Source organism: Microbulbifer maximicatervae (SeqCode) (genome assembly GCF_052468295.1).
The window spans coordinates 4,180,075-4,196,097 of record NZ_CP174340.1 but is presented as its reverse complement, the minus strand read 5'-3'; the positions used below and the strand labels follow the sequence as shown (position 1 = coordinate 4,196,097).

The following is a 16,023-nucleotide window of genomic DNA, read 5'->3' as shown; positions in this document are numbered from 1 at the left end:
TTAAGAAACCGGTTTATCTCCAGTGTGTGCAAGGATTAATTCATTGGCGTAGATAGCTCCAAAAAGAAAAGTTGTTAAGTGTTAGCTTAATAAAGATTCAAAAATACTTCAAGTCCCAACCTATAAGCACTCACTTGGTACTCTCAACTCTTAAAATAGAGTGGTATAAGAGTATTATTGATATTACATTGAGATGATGCATTTTTACGACTTGATTTAGAACAATAAGTGTTTAAAAGCGGGGGTTACTATGGTATTTGAAGGTTTTATAGCAATTTGTCTATTGATCGTAAGTACTATGCTTTTTTTCTTTTACCGAAAATCACAGCGGGAACGATTTTTAAGAGACTATCAATTCCATCCGTCTCTCAAACAAAGAGTGAAGAAAAAATACCCTCACCTCAGCAACAAGCAGCTGGGTATGGTACTCGATGGGCTGAGGGAATATTTTATTATCTGTCAAACGGCTAGTAGACAAATGGTCGCTATGCCATCTCAAGTGATTGATGTCGCTTGGCATGAATTTATATTAAGCACACAGATGTATCGAAATTTTTGTAATAAATCTTTTGGACACTTTCTGCACCACACACCCAATGAAGTTATGCCAGATAAGGATACAGCTAGTGAGGGGATTAAGAGAGTGTGGCGAATTGCTTGTGTTCGTAGTGGTATAAGTCCTTCCAAGCCAAAATCGTTACCTCTGATTTTCTCAATTGATAAAAAGTTGGGGATTAATGATGGATTTCATTATTCGCTAAACTGTCGATCGAGAAATAGTCCCGCTGCGGATCACTGTGCCAGTCATATTGGTTGTGCCGCGAGCTGTCAAGGCGGAACTTCCGGCAGTGTCTTCTCTGGTATTTGGGGTGGCGGCTCCTCTTCAGATTCTGGAAGCAGTTGTGGTGGGGGCTGTGGCGGGGGTGGCAGCTAGAGGCAGCTATCACCGCTCTAGCAACCTTGTTCAACGTGATTAATGAGTGACACCCTGAACTTCGCAAAGCTCTTCAATTTCTTCAGCGCTAAAGCCGAGCCCACCCAGCACAGTGTGATTGTGCTCTCCCAGAGCTGCCCCTCGGTTAAATAAGTGGGGCTTTTGGCCGTTAAATCTAAAGGGTGTGTTGATCTGTTTAATGTCTCCATTCACAGAACAGATCATCTCTCTGGATTGGATAAGATCGCTATCAGCAGCTTCTGTAAAATTAAGTACGGGTTCAATACACGCATCAATATCCTGAAATATATCAATCCATTCTTTCTGGCTTTTTGTGGCAATAATTTCTGCAATATCTTTCTTAAGTGTTTCTTGTTGCCCGTCTTGGACAATGCGAATCAGCCACTCCTTTCGGCCTATTGTTGTAAAAAATTGCTCAGCAAATTGTGGCTCTAAACTTCCCACAGAAAGATAGCGGTCATCTGCCGTGCGATAGTAATCATAATAACTTCCACCGTTTAGCAGCTCGGATTCCAGCTTGGGATCGGTATTTAAAGCCAGTGCATTGGCCCCACTAATTGCGTTTAACGCGAAACTACAGTCCGTCATACTGATATCGATATAACTGCCTTCCCCGGTTCTCTGGCGATGATATACCGCAGCCAGTATCGACATAACCGCATGGTGTGAACCGCCGGCGATGTCTGCTATCTGTGTGCCGCTCAGGCAGGGGCCATGGTCACGGTTGCCGGAATAGCTGGCCAGGCCAGATAGTGCGAGATAATTGATATCGTGCCCAGCACGTTGCTTTAATGGTCCAGTTTGGCCATATCCGGTAATCGAGCAGTAAATAATGTCTGCGCGCTGTTGGCTTAAGCTTTGGTGGCCAAGGCCCAGCCTATCCATCACTCCGGGGCGGAATTGCTCGATCACAATATCGTATTGCTGAAGCAGTCGGTGAATCACCGCTTGCGCCTTTGGATTTTTTAGATCGATCGCCAAGGAGCGTTTGTTGCGGTTAATGGTTGCGTGGGCGGCGGATAGGGAGGCCGTGTCATCGACTAAAGGGGGAAAGCCCCGTAGTAAGTCTGGCCGTGTGGGAGACTCGATTCTTAGTACTTCTGCGCCTAAGTCCGCCAATAACATAGTGGCATAGGGACCGGGAAGTAGGGTAGAAAAGTCGAGTACTTTTAGCCCCTCAAGAGGGGCGCAGTGATTCTTCGTTTGCTGTTTCACTTTTTATTTCATTATTTTAATTGAGAACAGAAATTTCAATCTAGCACTTTAATTTAGTCATCGCGCAGGAGGTCTCGGGAAATAATTAATTTCATAATTTCATTGGTTCCGGCATAAATACGTGCTACACGAGCATCGGCCCAAGACCGGGCGATGGGGTATTCCCACATATAGCCATAGCCGCCATGTAACTGAACACATTCATCCAAAAGTTTGCATTGGAAATCTGTACTCAATAACTTGGCTTTCGCTGCAGTTGCAACGTCGAGTTCCTTTTTATAGTGAAGCTCCAAGCAGCGATCGATAAATACCCGAAGAGCGGTTAACTCACTATCCAGCTCAGCCAGCTTGAATTGTGTATTTTGGAAGGCAGAGATGGGTTTACCGAAAGCCTTGCGATCCCGTACGTAATCAATCGTCCATTGAAGGGCTGCTTCTGCATTAGCTATTGCATAAATTGCCACGCTTAAACGCTCTTGAGGCAATTCCTGCATTAAATAAATAAATCCCTGTCCCTCTCCACCGAGAAGGTTTTCCGCAGGGACTTTGACATCATCAAAGAACAGCTCTGAAGTATCTTGGGCCTTCATGCCTATTTTTTCTAGGTTACTGCCTCTCTTGAATCCAGGGCTATCTGCTTCCACAAGCAGCAGACTGACCCCAGAGGCCCCTTCGTGAGGGTCGGTTTTGGCCACGACAATAACCAGGTCTGCCTGCTGTCCATTGGTAATAAAAATCTTGGAACCATTGAGCAGATAGTGATCCCCTTTGCGCACAGCTGTGGTTCTCACGCCTTGGAGATCCGATCCTGCACCAGGTTCGGACATGGCGATAGCGGTGATCATCTCACCACTAATGCATTTGGGAAGGTACTTTTTCTTCTGTTCTTCCGTGCCGTAATTAATAATGTAGGGCACTGCAATATTAGAGTGCAGGCCCCAGCCAATACCGGAAAGTCCCGCTCGGGCTACCTCTTCATCAATAATGGAGTTGTAGCCATAGTCCAGCCCCAAGCCACCATACTTTTCGTCAACTTGCGGACACAGAAAGCCCATTTCTCCAGCTTTATTCCACAGTTTACGATCTACCTGACCATCTTTTTCCCACTGATGGTGGTAGGGTACAGCTTCATTCTCTAAAAATTTACGTAAAGTTTCTCGAAACTGTTCGTGATCTTCGTTGTAAACAGTTCTTGGTACCATCCTTACACCACCGCATTTTATTACTGAAAAATTGAACCAGTGTTTTGATTGGCGATGTAAACAGCGAGATTTTAAAAGCCTGTTTACATCGCTCAAACCCCTGGGTTAAGGGTTGTCCGCCAGAGCTTTTCCTGACTCTGCCAGATCCAGCAAAATTGCTGGCGGGGCAAATCGATCTCCATAGGCATCAGCCAGTTGCTGGGCGCGTTGGGTAAACGCTTTCAGGCCAAACTGGCTGATGTATTGCAATGCACCACCGGTCCAGGGTGGGAAGCCGATACCGAAGATAGAGCCAATATTGGCATCGCGTACGCTGCGTAGCACATCCTCTTGATAACAGCGAAGTGTCTCCAGAGCCATAATAAACAGCAGCCGTTCCTTCACATCTTCTATCGGCAGTGCCTCTTTGGCGGGGAACTCCTTCTCAAGGCCACTCCATAAGTGCTTTTTCCCGCCCTCAGGGTAAGTATAGAAGCCGCCACCTGCGGCCTTACCAGCGCGACCAACTTCAAGCATTCGGTCGATCACTCCGTCGGCGGGATGCGTGGGGGCGGGTTTACCCTCTTTTTGCAGGTCATTGATGGTCTGCTGGCGTATCCGGCTCATCAGCGTTAGGGAGACCTCGTCACTAACAGCTAGAGGGCCGACTGGGAAGCCAGCTAGGGCTGCGGCATTTTCAATGGTGGCGGGATTAACCCCTTCGCTGAGCATGCCGATACCTTCATTGGTAAAGCAGCCGAATACCCTTGAGGTGAAGAAGCCACGGCTGTCGTTAACAACGATAGGAGTCTTGCCAATCTGCAATACAAAGGCGAAGGCTTGGGCGAGAGTCTCACCACTGGTTTGCTCCCCACAGATAATTTCCACCAGTGGCATCCTGTCGGCAGGGGAGAAGAAATGTAGACCGATAAATTGCTGGGGACGGTCGGAAGCTTGAGCGAGCCCAGTGATCGGCAGTGTCGAAGTGTTGGAGGCAAATACTGCATTTTTCGGCAGCTGTGCTTCGGCTTCCTGGGTAACTTTACGCTTGAGTTCCCGGTCTTCGAAAACTGCTTCTATCACCAACTCACAATCAGCCAGGTCGGTATTGCTGTCTGTGGGCGTGATACGGGAGAGGATCTGATTGACCTTGTCCTCGGTAATGCGACCCCGCTGTAAGCGTTTTTGCAGGGATTTCTCTGCATATTGTTTGCCGGCTAAGGCACCTTCCATGGATACATCTTTTAATACGACATCAACACCTTTACTGGCACAAGCGTAGGCAATGGCTGAGCCCATCATGCCGGCGCCGAGTATGCCAATTTTTTGCATGGGCGACGTTTTATGATCGCGGGCGGCGGCGGGCAGTGATGCTCCGGCTTTGACCTCATTGAGTGCAAACCAGAAAGTACCGATCATGTTTTTGGCAACCTGCCCGCAAGCGAGGCCTACAAAATGTCGGGATTCAATTCGCGTAGCAGTTTCGAGGTCGACCCGGGACCCTTCGACAACGGTTGCCATTATCGACTCTGGCGCCGGCAGACATCCCTTGGTTTTTTTCTCCAGCATTGCTGGGGCGATCATCAGTAACTGCGCATTTTTAGGGTTCTTTGCGTCCCCTCCCGGCATCCGGTAATCCGGTTGATCCCAAGGCTGAGCAACAGGTTGCTCACTATTCTCTCGAATATAAGTGACAGCCTTCTCTAGTAATTCACTTTCACTGGTAACGAGCTGATGTACCAGACCGGCTTTGAGAGCCTGTTGCGGCCTCACCTGTTTTCCTTCCAGTAAGTAGGGTAGAGACTCCTGGATGCCTAAAAGGCGGGGCATACGTACACAGCCGCCACCACCAGGTAGTAAGCCTAATGTGACTTCAGGCAATCCCAGTTTTATTGCGGTGCTATCGATAACAATACGCTGATGGCAGCTGAGGGCAATTTCCCAGCCACCGCCCAAAGCTGTGCCATTAATCGCAGCAACGACGGGTTTACCCTGGGTTTCCAACCAGCGCAGGTTGGCTTTCATTGATTCGCAAGATTCGAAGAAAGGTTTAGCTTCTTCAATTTTTGCCGCAAATAAAGATTTGAGGTCGCCGCCGGCAAAAAAGGTATTTTTTGTGGAGCGAACAATAATTCCAGAAAATTCTTGCTGCTTGAGTTGTTCAACCGCTGCGCTCAGTGACTCGGTAAAATCCCGGTCCATCACATTGGCTGAGGCATTGGGGTTGTCCATGATCAGGTGGACAATATTGTGATCGTCTTTTTCCAGGCGAATGGATTTCATAGTCTGCCCCCTAAACTCTTTCGATAATGGTTGCTACACCCATACCGCCGCCCACACATAGTGTGACCAGGCCGTAGCGAAGTTGCCGTTGTTCCAGCTCATCCAGTACTGTGCCGATCAGCATTGCACCGGTCGCGCCGAGGGGGTGGCCCATAGCGATTGAGCCGCCGTTAACGTTGAGTTTTTGTGGGTCCACGTCTAACTCGTGTTGGAAACGCATCACCACTGCCGCGAAGGCTTCATTCACCTCAAAGAGGTCAATATCCTGCACCGTCAGGCCTGCGGCCTTCAGGGCTTTGCGAGTGGCGGGCGCGGGGCCTGTGAGCATGATAGTAGGCTCAGTGCCCACTACCGCAGCGGAGACAATACGGGCGCGGGGGCTGAGCCCCAGATCCCGCCCGGCCTGTTCACTGCCGATCAGCAGGGCGGCTGCGCCATCGACGATGCCTGAGGAATTTCCCGCAGTGTGAACATGGTTGATTGATTCGACCTGTGGGTAACGGGATATGGCAATGCTGTCGAAGCACAGGTCACCCATCCCGGCAAAGGACGGCTTGAGTTGTGCCAGGGCCTCTATGGACGCATCTGGGCGCACCAGCTGGTCGTGATCGAGAATGGTCAGTCCATTTTGGTCGCGTACGGGAATCACAGATTTTTCGAAAGCACCGCGCTTCCAGGCGGCTGCCGCCTTGTGCTGAGAGTCCAGCGCAAAGTTATCCACATCCTCGCGGGAAAATCCGCCGAGTGTAGCGATCAAGTCCGCGCCAATGCCCTGGGGTGCAAATCCAGTATCTATTGCTGTGCGTGGGTCCATCGCCCAGGCGCCGCCATCGCTGCCCATGGGCACCCGCGACATGGACTCTACACCTCCGGCCACTACCAGATGCTCCCACCCGGAGCGAACTTTGGTAGCGGCGAGATTGACCGCTTCGGCACCGGAGGCACAGAAGCGATTCAGAGTTACGCCACCGATATCCCAGTCCCAATTGGCAGCTAAAGCTGCAACTTTTGCGATATCGGCACCCTGATCTCCGATCGGTGTAACACAGCCCATAACGATGTCGTCCACTTTGGCAGTGTCGAATCTATTGCGGGTCTGTAATTCTTTCAGGAGATCTGAAAGCAGGGTGATAGGTTTGACTTCGTGAAGGGCACCGCTGGATTTGCCTCTGCCCCGCGGGGTGCGGATAGCATCGTAGATGTAGGCTTCGGTTGGCACGGTTTTAGCCTCTTTTTATTTTATGGTTTCGCTTATTACCATAGTGCGGTGCAGCTTGGGTTCAATGATAAAAATTGCCACGGAAGATGACTCAGCTTCCAGGTACTACCGAAAAATTCCTAGTCAAATATCTTTTTATTTATTCCAAATTAACCTAACCATGTGGAGGTACTGCCGTACACTCAAGTAAGGCGCCTAAATCTATTGAAATTTTGGCACGGTAAATTGGCACTTAAATTATCTTTGCGGCTGGAGGAATTCCATGTCAGGCAGGGTAATGGGTGATTCAGGGCATCTGAGAAAAATTTGAATGGGTAACACACGGGTGACCCCGGACAAATAAATGTACTTTGACGGTCCCTGAGGTGGTGAGCGAGGTTTGGCTATGGCGGATAATGTTTTGGATATGGCTACCGGCCAATTGGGCTCCGGGGGTATTGATGCGCTGACAAAGGCTTTGAATTTGCCGGCAGGGCAAGGTGAAGCTGCACTCTGCTCAGGCGTTGCTTACATACTGGCTGGTATGTTGAACAGGGCCAGTAGTAAAACAGGAATGGGTTATTTATTTAATTTAATTTCTGAAAGTGAAGCGCTGGATTTGTCTAAATTCGCCACCGCTATTTCCTCACCAGAAAAGTTGAAGTCAATTACAGACATCGGTGAGAAAATGCTGGAAAAAATTTTCAGCAGTCGTAAAAAAGAGGTCCTGGAAGTTGCAGCGAATAATTTGGGGAACGAGGGCGGAGATCTATTGAGTGTATCCGCACCGATAGTTACTTCGTTGATGCAAAACCAGGCCAAAGCTCAAAAAATGGATGTTTCCGACTTGGCTTCATTCCTGATTGGGCAGCGGGAGCATTTACAGGGGTATATACCGGATAACCTTCTTCAAGCAATCGACGTTCCAGATTTTGGGAAGTTGGGAGATGCTCTGGTTACCCATGGCCACGCCAAACCCCAGGAACCTCGGGCTACAGCAATTCAGGGGCCCGAAGAAAAACGTAAACCGGTTAGTTTCAGTAGCTGGTTTTTTCCTTTGCTGTTGGTACTTGTGGTTCTCTACGCATTGAATATGTGTATGTTGAAAGGAAAAAAGGAAAATTCAGAAAGTAATCCTTCCATGACCTCCCAGGAAGCGAGCTTTATGGAGTCCGCTTCACAGCCGGTAGGGGATTCCCCCCTTGAAAAAGCGGAAGAGGAAGCGCAACTGGGCCCCGATAACTTTTCCAGTAATTTACGTGATTATCTCAAGAGCTTTTCAGACAATCCCGACCGGGAATTCCCCATGCGAGTGAACTTTGAAAAGGGAACCGCAAAAATCACCAACCCTGCAGCTGAGGATATCGATGCTCTGGCAAAAATCATGCAGGACAACCCCAACTTAACCATTGCTATTGAAGGGCATGTAAAAGGTGAGGGTAATGAAATTGCAGAGCAGGAAATGTCCCAAGAACGTGCGGATGTAGTGAAAGAACTTCTATTGAAGAAGGGGATAGCGGCAAACCGTATCACTGCAACAGGAATGGGCTCGGCTAAGCCTGTAGCGGAAGATATGTCAGAGAAGAGGGACCAAAAAGCCCTTAATGTTGAGCGAGTTAGTATCCGGGTAGTGACAAACTCTCAGGAGTAGCCGGGATAGGGGAATCCCTTTAAAGGGTATTTTCCAAGGTGGATTTCATTTATAAAAAATCCCGGTCTTTTGACCGGGATTTTTAGTGTCGCCTTAACTACGGAATTTATCCCTGTAAGCTCCGGGAGCTAGCCCTGTCCACTTTTTAAATGCGCGATTAAAAGCGCTGGGTTCGGAAAAGCCCAGGCGCTCGGCAATTTCAGCTACAGCGGTTTCCTGTTGTTTTAACTGGTAAACCGCCATATCCCGTCGAACAGAGTCTTTAATATCCTGCCAGCTGTTGCCCTCCTCTTTGAGGCGGCGGCGCAGTGTCTGTGGAGATGTGTACAAGCGTGCGGCGACATCATCCAGTGACAGATTTTCGATACTATTTTGCTGTTGCAGCATACGGCGAATACGACCGGTGAAACTGTGGTCGGATTTGTATTGGGTCAACAGGCACTCGGGGGCGCGGGACAGGAAGTCTGCCAGCTGTTGCTCATCGCGTACCAGGGGCATTTGCAAATAGCGAGTGTTAAATACCAGGCAGGTTTCACCTTGGTTAAAGTAGTGCCTGCAAGGGAACATATCGCTGTAGTCTTCGTTGTAGTCGGGCGGGGGAAACGCCAGAAGAACGCGCTCTAATAAAATGGTACGGTCGATCAGCCAGCTAAAAAAGCGCAACCAGATTACCGCGATAGATTCGACGAAAATTTGGTTGGGCAATTTTTTTTCATTGGTGTGGTGAATGATCAGTCGAGCTTCTTCACCATCCTCGACCAGCTTGATGTGCAAGTCGTCACTCACCATGCTGATAAAGCGGCTAGAGCGAAGCAGAGCTCGGCGCAGGTTGGGACAGGTGATACAAGCGTGCCCCATCATGGCAAAAGTGCCCGGTAGCCAAGGGCGCGCCAGGAATCCTCCTGACTCATCGTTCAGAAAATCCCACTCAAGGCGTAACAAGTTGGCCATCTGCTCCCGGCCAACACGGCTATCGGGATCATCTAGCTGGGCGGGGGCGATTCCGCTATCGATGAGTAGTTGTTGGCAGTCCAGTCCGGTCGCTTGTGCGCCAACCAGATGGGCCTTTACCGCAGCGGCGGGAATACCTAGCCCCGCTTCGCGGAGTTTGGGGTTTTCATTGTCCACTCTTTCAGCCTCACAATTATTTTCTGTCTGCTGCTGTATTACGGTATGGATTATGCGCAAACAGAGAGAGAAAGTCAGGCTTCTGCTTAATTTATATGCAACTGCCTGTGCTTTTATTAGTGGTGACAGTTTCGAACTTGATGGGCTTATGGAATAAAAGTTGTCTATTTCTGTCTTTTAATGTGTATTTTTTGCGTTAACGACTGAAAATCCCAGTTTTGCTCTCAACAGTTTTCTATGCTTGATCCTCTGTGGACTGACAGTTCTTTTAAAGTTTGATAGCGATAGTGAATCACTATTTCCTCGACCTGTAAGTCATATTCGTCAACAATAGGAAAAATTCCGTTAGTGAAGGACTGGTCAAATGTCACCGACGTCTGTTGCAAGTCTGTTAAACCCGACCATCTGCCGGCGAATGTTGATTGCTTACCTGATCGAGCATATTCCGCGTCCCAATAATCCTACTTTGGAGGAGGCAACTGGATGGCCTCGCCGTACGGTGCAGGACATTATTGCGAAAGGATTGCCGGGGCATGGAACAGTTGTAGAGTTCATTCAGGAAGGCGTGCGCCACAATGACGGCTACTACCTGCTGCGTGATTGGGGGTCTTTTGACAAGAATTGGGTAAAAACCAATTTGCCGATTATTTGCCAGGTGTTAGATGTAAAGCTGGATTTGAGTGACGCAATGAGCTGATCAGAGCGCCACTCACAAAGTTGGATTACTGCTGTGGCGCGTGGCTTTGCTGAAGAATTTTGTTCACTTTCTCCAGTAGGGCGGGATTCGATTTAATACTGTTGGCAATTTCCTGGTATTTGGTTTTGGAAAGGCCGGCTTTTTCAATTGCGGCGATCATTTTTCCCTGTGCTTCTTTGTTGATCGCTTCCGCTTCCTTGATGTCGGCAGCCGCTTTCAGTTTGGGAGCGTATTCTCGACTCAGCATCACGATAGAGCGATAGGCGTTGGCAAATTGCTTGAGCTGTGGTTCGCTAAACGAAGCTTTGGGGGCGGTTGTTTGGCTGGTAGCAGGTTGTGCGAAGGTCATCGGCACGCTGAGTGATATTGCCAATACAGCCAGGTATTTCAAAAAGAGCTTCATCGGGCACTCCAAAAAGTATAAGGACGCTTTTGCTTCTCAGAGGGAGCACCCAGCGTCACGTTGGGGCTGTAAATTTATGCTTGTGGCGGAGCTTTAGTGACCTGTACCAAGTCTAAAGCGGGTAGCTATTAGTTTTCAGCGTAGTCAGTTTCTGGCGCCTTGTAGCGCCTTTTTCCGCCAGCAAGGAGAATTTTTCCTGGAGTGGTTGTGAGGTCATAAAATTTAGTGAGCGGCTGCCGCCGCTCATAATGCAGGAAAACTGCACCGGATTGAAACCGAGGTGGGCCTTGCGACTAACGGTCACTGTGATCAGCTAGAAAATCCAGAGAAATTTCTTGCGCTTCTTCAGCGACTGTTCGCAGCTATTGAGTTGTTGCTGATATTTTTGTGCCCTGGCAGATACCTTGTGGGATACATTCTTTAGCCAGGCTTTATTCTGGAAAGTGCGCCGATTAAAACCACCGTGCCCCTCGTGGTAGGCGAGGTAAAGGCTGTAGGTGTCATTGGCGCGTATCTGGCACTGGCGTGCACTGGTGTTGTTATACCAGCCGATAAAATCGATGGCGTCGCCAAAATCATCCCGATTGGCACCGTAGTTAAAGGAAGACCTTTGGTAGTGGCGCCAAGTGGTCCCCAGAGCCTGGGGATAACCGTAGGCATCGGACGGCCTCGGGCCGGGGATAAAGCCCAGGATCTTGGTGCGCGGGGGCTTGGCATCATGCACAAAACGGGATTCCTGGTGCATGATTGCCATCATCACTGCAATTGGAGAGCCCCATTTTTCCTCCGCGTCTTTTGCCTCGCCGTACCACTTCTTTTTTTCCTGGAAAATAGAGCAGACGTTGTCGAGATTACTTGGAGGCGCGGTTGCACAGCCGCTGCTCAGTGCAACAGCACTGAGCAAAACCAGCAGTCCGCATTTTTTATTTTTTTTGTGCATAACTATTTACGACATGTTTAAACGGTAATGGTCTTCACTCCGGCACTGGTGCCAAGCAGTAAAATATCGGCGGAGCGCTTGGCAAAGATACCGTTGGTCACCACACCGGTAATGTTATTGATGGTTTCTTCAAGGACAGTGGGGTGTTCGATACGCAGATTGTATACATCGAGAATGGCATTGCCATTATCTGTGATCACACCTTGACGATAAACCGGATCACCGCCCAGTTTAACCAGCTCCCGGGCAACCAGCGAGCGTGCCATGGGGATAACTTCAACCGGTAGGGGAAACTCTCCCAGGACTTTTACCCACTTGCTCTCATCGGCAATGCAGATAAATTCTTCAGAGCAGGCCGCCACGATTTTTTCTCTAGTCAATGCAGCACCACCACCTTTGATCATTTCAAGGGCCGGGTTCACTTCATCGGCACCATCCACATAGAACTGGATGCTGTCGACGGCATTAAGCTCATAAACGGGAATGCCGTGGGATTTGAGTCGCTGTGCGGAGGCTTCAGAACTGGCCACAGTACCGTCAAAGGTACCTTTGATCTCCGCCAGGTAATCGATAAAGAAGTTAGCGGTGGAACCGGTACCTACGCCGACAATGGAATTGTCCTCCAGGCGCGGGGCGATATAGTCGATAGCGGCGCGAGCTGTCGCCTGTTTCAATTCATCCTGGGTCATACTCTGGATAGTTTCCTTTGCAATTATTTCGCCTTAATTTGTATCTGACGATAAAAAAAAGCGCATCTGGTTGTTTTTTGTGGCAAATATGCTTCTCAAGGCTTAGACTGTCATGCCGGTGCTGCGCTTCACACAGGGCCTTTGTAACCCTGCTATTAGTCTACGCTGAGTCGCGCACAGTAATTAACCGCTACGGCCGTCAAACACGTCATGCCCAAGTCCTATATCAAGCGCATTTTAGACGCACGTATTTACGATGTCGCTACCGAGACGCCATTGGAGCAAATGCGCCAACTCTCCCATCGCTTTAACAACCGGATTCTGTTGAAGCGCGAAGATCTGCAGCCGGTGTTTTCCTTCAAGATTCGAGGGGCATACAACAAGCTCCTGCAGTTGCCCGCCGAGGAGCGGGCCCGGGGAGTGATTGCTGCATCGGCGGGCAACCATGCCCAGGGGCTTGCCCTGAGCGCTGCCCAAATGGGAGTGCGCGCCACTATAGTGATGCCCAAAACCACCCCGCAAATTAAGGTGAGCGCTGTGCGTATGCGCGGTGCTGAAGTCGTGCTACATGGAGATACCTTTGATGAAGCGGCGGCGAGGGCTCGCGAGCTGGTTGAAGAGCGGGGGTTGGTATTTATCCACCCCTACGATGACCCCGATGTAATCGCCGGCCAGGGCACCGTGGCTATGGAGATGCTGCGACAGCACTCGGGCAACCTGGACGCGGTGTTTATTCCGGTCGGAGGGGGTGGTTTAGCTGCGGGTATGGCCGCCTATATCAAATATGTTCGTCCGGAAACCAAAGTCTACGGTGTAGAGCCGCAGGATGCTGCCTGTCTGGAGGCCGCGCTGAAAGCCGGCGAGCGCGCTCGGCTAGCGGAGGTGGGGTTGTTTGCCGATGGTGTTGCCGTTGCACAAATCGGTGAGGAGACCTTCCGGGTTCTGCGCGAAACCGTGGATGGGGTTATCACTGTTAGTACCGATGAAATCTGTGCGGCCATTAAGGATATATTCGAGGATACACGATCTATCGCTGAGCCGGCCGGGGCCGTTGGTTTGGCGGGGCTGAAGAAATATCTGGAGCAAAACGACAATCGCAATGGCACCTTCGCCACAGTGTGCAGTGGAGCCAATATTAATTTTGATCGCCTGCGCTACATTAGCGAGCGCACTGAGATCGGTGAAAAGCGCGAGGCGGTCCTCGCGGTAAAAATTGCTGAGCAACCGGGAAGTTACCTGCAGTTCTGCCGGGATTTAGGGGACCGCTCAATTACTGAGTTTAACTATCGTTTTGCCAGCGACAACGAAGCGCATATCTTTGTGGGCCTGCAGGTGGTATCTGAGGAAGACCGCAGCCAATTGGTCAGTCAGCTTGAGTCCAAAGATTATCAGGTTACCGATCTTACCGATAACGAAATGGCGAAACTGCATATTCGCCATTTAGTGGGAGGTAGAGTGCCGGGCTTGCCCGACGAAGTTATTTACCGCTTTGAATTTCCCGAGCGCCCGGGGGCCTTGCGCAAGTTCCTCGAGCATCTCGCCGGGCGTTGGAATATAACGCTGTTTCACTACCGCAATCACGGGGCAGCTTATGGGCGTGTTCTTGTGGGATTGCAGGTGGAGCCGGCAGCGAGGGACGAACTACAGACACTATTACACCAGCTTCAATTTCGTTTTTGGGATGAAACGCAGAATCCGGCTTATCGGTTATTTTTGGGCGCTTAAACCATCGCTTCCCGATACCTGAGAAAGACGTCTCATTTATCGAAACGTGTATAGACTGCAAATCCTGTTTTGTCGAACTTGCTTGTCTAATTTTGAGACAAAAAACTCATAAAATATCCAATAAACGGTTACTATTACGCCGCTTCTTGAGTATTGTCTATTCGCGTGGAACTTTTGCTGTGGCTCTGGTCATAAGCGGGGCGAAACGCATATAAAAACAAAATTATCGTACAGGATGGTCCCAATGAAAGCCGATGCGCTGACAATCGCTGTGGTTGTCTTTGTCGCGGGCGTTCTGTTGAGTACCAGTGGTTTATCTGAGGTATTTTCTTCCGAAGCTGAACCGCCGGCTGCTCTGCAACAGGGAGTGGTTACCCGTTAGGCTGATGCCGGGGGGGCGCTCTGCCCACGAGCAAACACAAAAAAAGCCGGACACTGAGGTGTCCGGCTTTTTTTGTGCTCCACTATCCACTTTTAGCGGCAGCGGTAAATCCTTTGCTCTGTAACCACCATATCCAGTGGAATATCCCAATTGTCTGTGGGCAGGTTATCCACACATTGTAGATGGTGCGCCGCGCCGATAAGTTGTGGTCCAGTGCCTGGTAATAACTGTTTGCGCTCAAAAGTCCGATCGTAGAAACCGGCCCCCATACCCAAGCGCGCTCCGCTGGGATCGAAGGCGACCAGAGGAACCAAAACAAGATCCAGGAGCTTGGGAGCGCGGTAAGCTGTGCGCACAGGCTCCGGAATGCGATAGCGATTGCGAAAAGCCAGGGGTTCGCCTTGCCAACGCCTGAACCGGAGGTGGGGGTGTGGTTCTGCCGGCAGCTGTGGCAAATAAAAATGTTTTTGTGGAAAACGTTGCAGCAGATAGCGGACATCCAGCTCGCCATCAGTCGGCCAATAGATACCGACATGCACTGCTCGATTCATTTGTGGGATACGGCTCAGGAGAGTGATGGCTGCACGGCCATGCAAACGCTGTTGATAGGCGCTGAGTTCCCGTCGCCCCGCGCGCATACGGCGGCGCAGTTGCGTTTTGGTTTCAGTCATTGTGGGAAGAGAAGAGCCTGAAGAAATAGGGTACCCCGAGTGTGCGGCTGTAGACGGAGCCTTGAACCGTAAGGTTCAAGGTGGTGGGATCCGGAGTACATAAGGCTTTCCGCTACAAGGCGGACTTGCTCACCAGCACCCGCTGGAAACCACCGGGGTAAGATTATCGGCTCAAGGACATAGTCTGCTGGCCAACACCCCAGGGTATGAACCAATTATAACTTGTAGAGCGGGGGGCTGTTAACCAGAAATTTAAATGAAGTGACCGGTAGCAGAAAGTGGCTTCTTGTCACCTTACTCCTGAAGTTTTTCTTCCGAGTCTATTTCGCCCAGTGCACTTTGCACCTTATCAGTAAGCCGCTCCAACATTTCCTCTTGCAGGGGAATGGAGCTGAGCTCAGCTTTCGCCTGGATAAGCTCGTGGGCAATATTAAGCGCTGCCATTACGGCGATACGCTCTAAGCCGATGACAGTACCTGTTGCGCGGATGCGGGACATGCGTTCGTGTAGCAGGTGTGCCGAAGCCTGTAGTCCGGCACGCTCGCTTTCCGCGCAGGCGACACGGTACTCTTTATCGAGAATAGAAACAGTTACAGTTTCGGAGGGTGATGCGGTTTCAGACATCAGGTATCTTGCGTTAGCCCCTTAAGACGGTTAATCATAGCTTCTACCCGCGAGCGGGCGGCCTCGTTATTTTTTATCAGGCGCTGGCGTTCACGCAGCCAGTCGGCTTCCTGCCGGCGTAATTCACGATTGTCATCCGCCAATTGTTGACAGCGGGCAATGAGTGAATCCACGGTGCTTTCTAGCGCTTGCAGCTTATCCATATTTCCTGCATTTGAGGTCGACGTCTGAGTTCGCAACACGACAGACTGCGAGGGATTCCGCTACTATATTGCCGGCGT

General features: G+C 50.1%; 16 protein-coding genes and 1 other RNA gene. 5 read left to right on the top strand and 12 right to left on the bottom strand.

Annotated elements, in window-relative coordinates:
• Positions 1–250: 250 nt before the first annotated feature.
• Entirely contained in the window at positions 251–934 is a 684-nt protein-coding gene (locus tag ACJJIQ_RS18575; protein WP_445362690.1) for a glycine-rich domain-containing protein, read from the top strand.
• A 39-nt stretch (positions 935–973) separates the two neighbouring features.
• Here ACJJIQ_RS18575 and ACJJIQ_RS18570 read toward each other — a convergent pair whose 3' ends face one another.
• From ACJJIQ_RS18570 to ACJJIQ_RS18555, 4 genes are all read right to left on the bottom strand, one after another.
• Positions 974–2,170 (bottom strand): CaiB/BaiF CoA transferase family protein, encoded by a 1,197-nt coding sequence (locus tag ACJJIQ_RS18570; RefSeq protein ID WP_445362689.1) that lies wholly within the window; start codon positions 2,168–2,170, stop codon positions 974–976.
• A gap of 53 nt (positions 2,171–2,223) precedes the next feature.
• A complete protein-coding gene (locus tag ACJJIQ_RS18565) occupies positions 2,224–3,372 on the bottom strand; it encodes an acyl-CoA dehydrogenase family protein (RefSeq protein ID WP_413663612.1) in 1,149 nt (382 codons plus the stop codon).
• A gap of 105 nt (positions 3,373–3,477) precedes the next feature.
• On the bottom strand, positions 3,478–5,634 hold the full coding sequence (locus ACJJIQ_RS18560) for a 3-hydroxyacyl-CoA dehydrogenase NAD-binding domain-containing protein (protein ID WP_445362688.1): 2,157 nt from the start codon (positions 5,632–5,634) through the stop codon (positions 3,478–3,480).
• A gap of 10 nt (positions 5,635–5,644) precedes the next feature.
• Positions 5,645–6,853: an acetyl-CoA C-acetyltransferase gene (locus tag ACJJIQ_RS18555; protein ID WP_413663610.1), complete on the bottom strand. Its 1,209-nt coding sequence runs from the start codon at positions 6,851–6,853 to the stop codon at positions 5,645–5,647.
• 385 nt (positions 6,854–7,238) lie between these two features.
• On the opposite strand from ACJJIQ_RS18555, the gene ACJJIQ_RS18550 reads away from it, so the two are divergent.
• A complete protein-coding gene (locus ACJJIQ_RS18550; RefSeq protein WP_445362687.1) occupies positions 7,239–8,483 on the top strand; it encodes an OmpA family protein in 1,245 nt (414 codons plus the stop codon).
• Between the two features lie 93 nt (positions 8,484–8,576).
• On the opposite strand, the gene ACJJIQ_RS18545 is transcribed toward ACJJIQ_RS18550, so the two are convergent.
• Complete coding sequence (locus ACJJIQ_RS18545) at positions 8,577–9,611, bottom strand: AraC family transcriptional regulator (RefSeq protein WP_282930930.1); 1,035 nt, start codon at positions 9,609–9,611, stop codon at positions 8,577–8,579.
• Positions 9,612–9,975: 364 nt separating this feature from the next.
• On the opposite strand from ACJJIQ_RS18545, the gene ACJJIQ_RS18540 reads away from it, so the two are divergent.
• The gene (locus ACJJIQ_RS18540) at positions 9,976–10,308 is read left to right on the top strand and encodes a helix-turn-helix domain-containing protein (protein ID WP_413663608.1); all 333 of its coding nucleotides are present in this window, start codon (positions 9,976–9,978) and stop codon (positions 10,306–10,308) included.
• A 25-nt stretch (positions 10,309–10,333) separates the two neighbouring features.
• Here the strand turns inward: ACJJIQ_RS18540 and ACJJIQ_RS18535 are convergent, their stop codons facing one another.
• The 3 genes from ACJJIQ_RS18535 to rpiA form a co-directional block, all read right to left on the bottom strand.
• The gene (locus ACJJIQ_RS18535; protein WP_282930932.1) at positions 10,334–10,711 is read right to left on the bottom strand and encodes a DUF4168 domain-containing protein; all 378 of its coding nucleotides are present in this window, start codon (positions 10,709–10,711) and stop codon (positions 10,334–10,336) included.
• A 313-nt stretch (positions 10,712–11,024) separates the two neighbouring features.
• Complete coding sequence (locus ACJJIQ_RS18530) at positions 11,025–11,651, bottom strand: transglycosylase SLT domain-containing protein (RefSeq protein WP_445362686.1); 627 nt, start codon at positions 11,649–11,651, stop codon at positions 11,025–11,027.
• A 17-nt stretch (positions 11,652–11,668) separates the two neighbouring features.
• Entirely contained in the window at positions 11,669–12,340 is a 672-nt protein-coding gene (gene rpiA, locus ACJJIQ_RS18525; RefSeq protein ID WP_282930934.1) for a ribose-5-phosphate isomerase RpiA, read from the bottom strand.
• A gap of 210 nt (positions 12,341–12,550) precedes the next feature.
• On the opposite strand from rpiA, the gene ilvA reads away from it, so the two are divergent.
• Positions 12,551–14,065: a threonine ammonia-lyase, biosynthetic gene (gene ilvA / locus ACJJIQ_RS18520; protein ID WP_413663607.1), complete on the top strand. Its 1,515-nt coding sequence runs from the start codon at positions 12,551–12,553 to the stop codon at positions 14,063–14,065.
• Between the two features lie 244 nt (positions 14,066–14,309).
• Positions 14,310–14,447, top strand: a complete 138-nt coding sequence (locus ACJJIQ_RS18515) for a hypothetical protein (RefSeq protein WP_192879435.1) — start codon at positions 14,310–14,312, stop codon at positions 14,445–14,447.
• Between the two features lie 92 nt (positions 14,448–14,539).
• Here ACJJIQ_RS18515 and ACJJIQ_RS18510 read toward each other — a convergent pair whose 3' ends face one another.
• The 4 genes from ACJJIQ_RS18510 to ACJJIQ_RS18495 all read right to left on the bottom strand — a co-directional run bounded on the left by ACJJIQ_RS18510 (position 14,540) and on the right by ACJJIQ_RS18495 (position 15,984).
• Positions 14,540–15,118 (bottom strand): 5-formyltetrahydrofolate cyclo-ligase, encoded by a 579-nt coding sequence (locus ACJJIQ_RS18510; protein ID WP_445362685.1) that lies wholly within the window; start codon positions 15,116–15,118, stop codon positions 14,540–14,542.
• A gap of 28 nt (positions 15,119–15,146) precedes the next feature.
• Positions 15,147–15,327: non-coding RNA, 6S RNA (gene ssrS / locus ACJJIQ_RS18505), on the bottom strand.
• Positions 15,328–15,412: 85 nt separating this feature from the next.
• Positions 15,413–15,742, bottom strand: coding sequence for a cell division protein ZapA (locus tag ACJJIQ_RS18500; protein ID WP_413663605.1), 330 nt, complete (start codon positions 15,740–15,742; stop codon positions 15,413–15,415).
• Positions 15,742–15,984, bottom strand: a complete 243-nt coding sequence (locus ACJJIQ_RS18495; protein WP_444918431.1) for a TIGR02449 family protein — start codon at positions 15,982–15,984, stop codon at positions 15,742–15,744. The genes ACJJIQ_RS18500 and ACJJIQ_RS18495 overlap by 1 nt, the downstream gene beginning before the upstream one ends.
• Positions 15,985–16,023 lie beyond the last annotated feature (39 nt).

Bases quoted from the DNA above. Each gene is read 5' to 3' on its own strand.
- ACJJIQ_RS18575 (WP_445362690.1), top strand. From the start codon at position 251: ATGGTATTTGAAGGTTTTATAGCAATTTGTCTATTGATCGTAAGTACT.
- ACJJIQ_RS18565 (WP_413663612.1), bottom strand. From the start codon at position 3,372: ATGGTACCAAGAACTGTTTACAACGAAGATCACGAACAGTTTCGAGAA.
- ACJJIQ_RS18560 (WP_445362688.1), bottom strand. From the start codon at position 5,634: ATGAAATCCATTCGCCTGGAAAAAGACGATCACAATATTGTCCACCTG.
- ACJJIQ_RS18550 (WP_445362687.1), top strand. From the start codon at position 7,239: ATGGCGGATAATGTTTTGGATATGGCTACCGGCCAATTGGGCTCCGGG.
- ACJJIQ_RS18540 (WP_413663608.1), top strand. From the start codon at position 9,976: ATGTCACCGACGTCTGTTGCAAGTCTGTTAAACCCGACCATCTGCCGG.
- ACJJIQ_RS18535 (WP_282930932.1), bottom strand. From the start codon at position 10,711: ATGAAGCTCTTTTTGAAATACCTGGCTGTATTGGCAATATCACTCAGC.
- ACJJIQ_RS18530 (WP_445362686.1), bottom strand. From the start codon at position 11,651: ATGCACAAAAAAAATAAAAAATGCGGACTGCTGGTTTTGCTCAGTGCT.
- rpiA (WP_282930934.1), bottom strand. From the start codon at position 12,340: ATGACCCAGGATGAATTGAAACAGGCGACAGCTCGCGCCGCTATCGAC.
- ilvA (WP_413663607.1), top strand. From the start codon at position 12,551: ATGCCCAAGTCCTATATCAAGCGCATTTTAGACGCACGTATTTACGAT.
- ACJJIQ_RS18515 (WP_192879435.1), top strand. From the start codon at position 14,310: ATGAAAGCCGATGCGCTGACAATCGCTGTGGTTGTCTTTGTCGCGGGC.
- ACJJIQ_RS18510 (WP_445362685.1), bottom strand. From the start codon at position 15,118: ATGACTGAAACCAAAACGCAACTGCGCCGCCGTATGCGCGCGGGGCGA.
- ACJJIQ_RS18500 (WP_413663605.1), bottom strand. From the start codon at position 15,742: ATGTCTGAAACCGCATCACCCTCCGAAACTGTAACTGTTTCTATTCTC.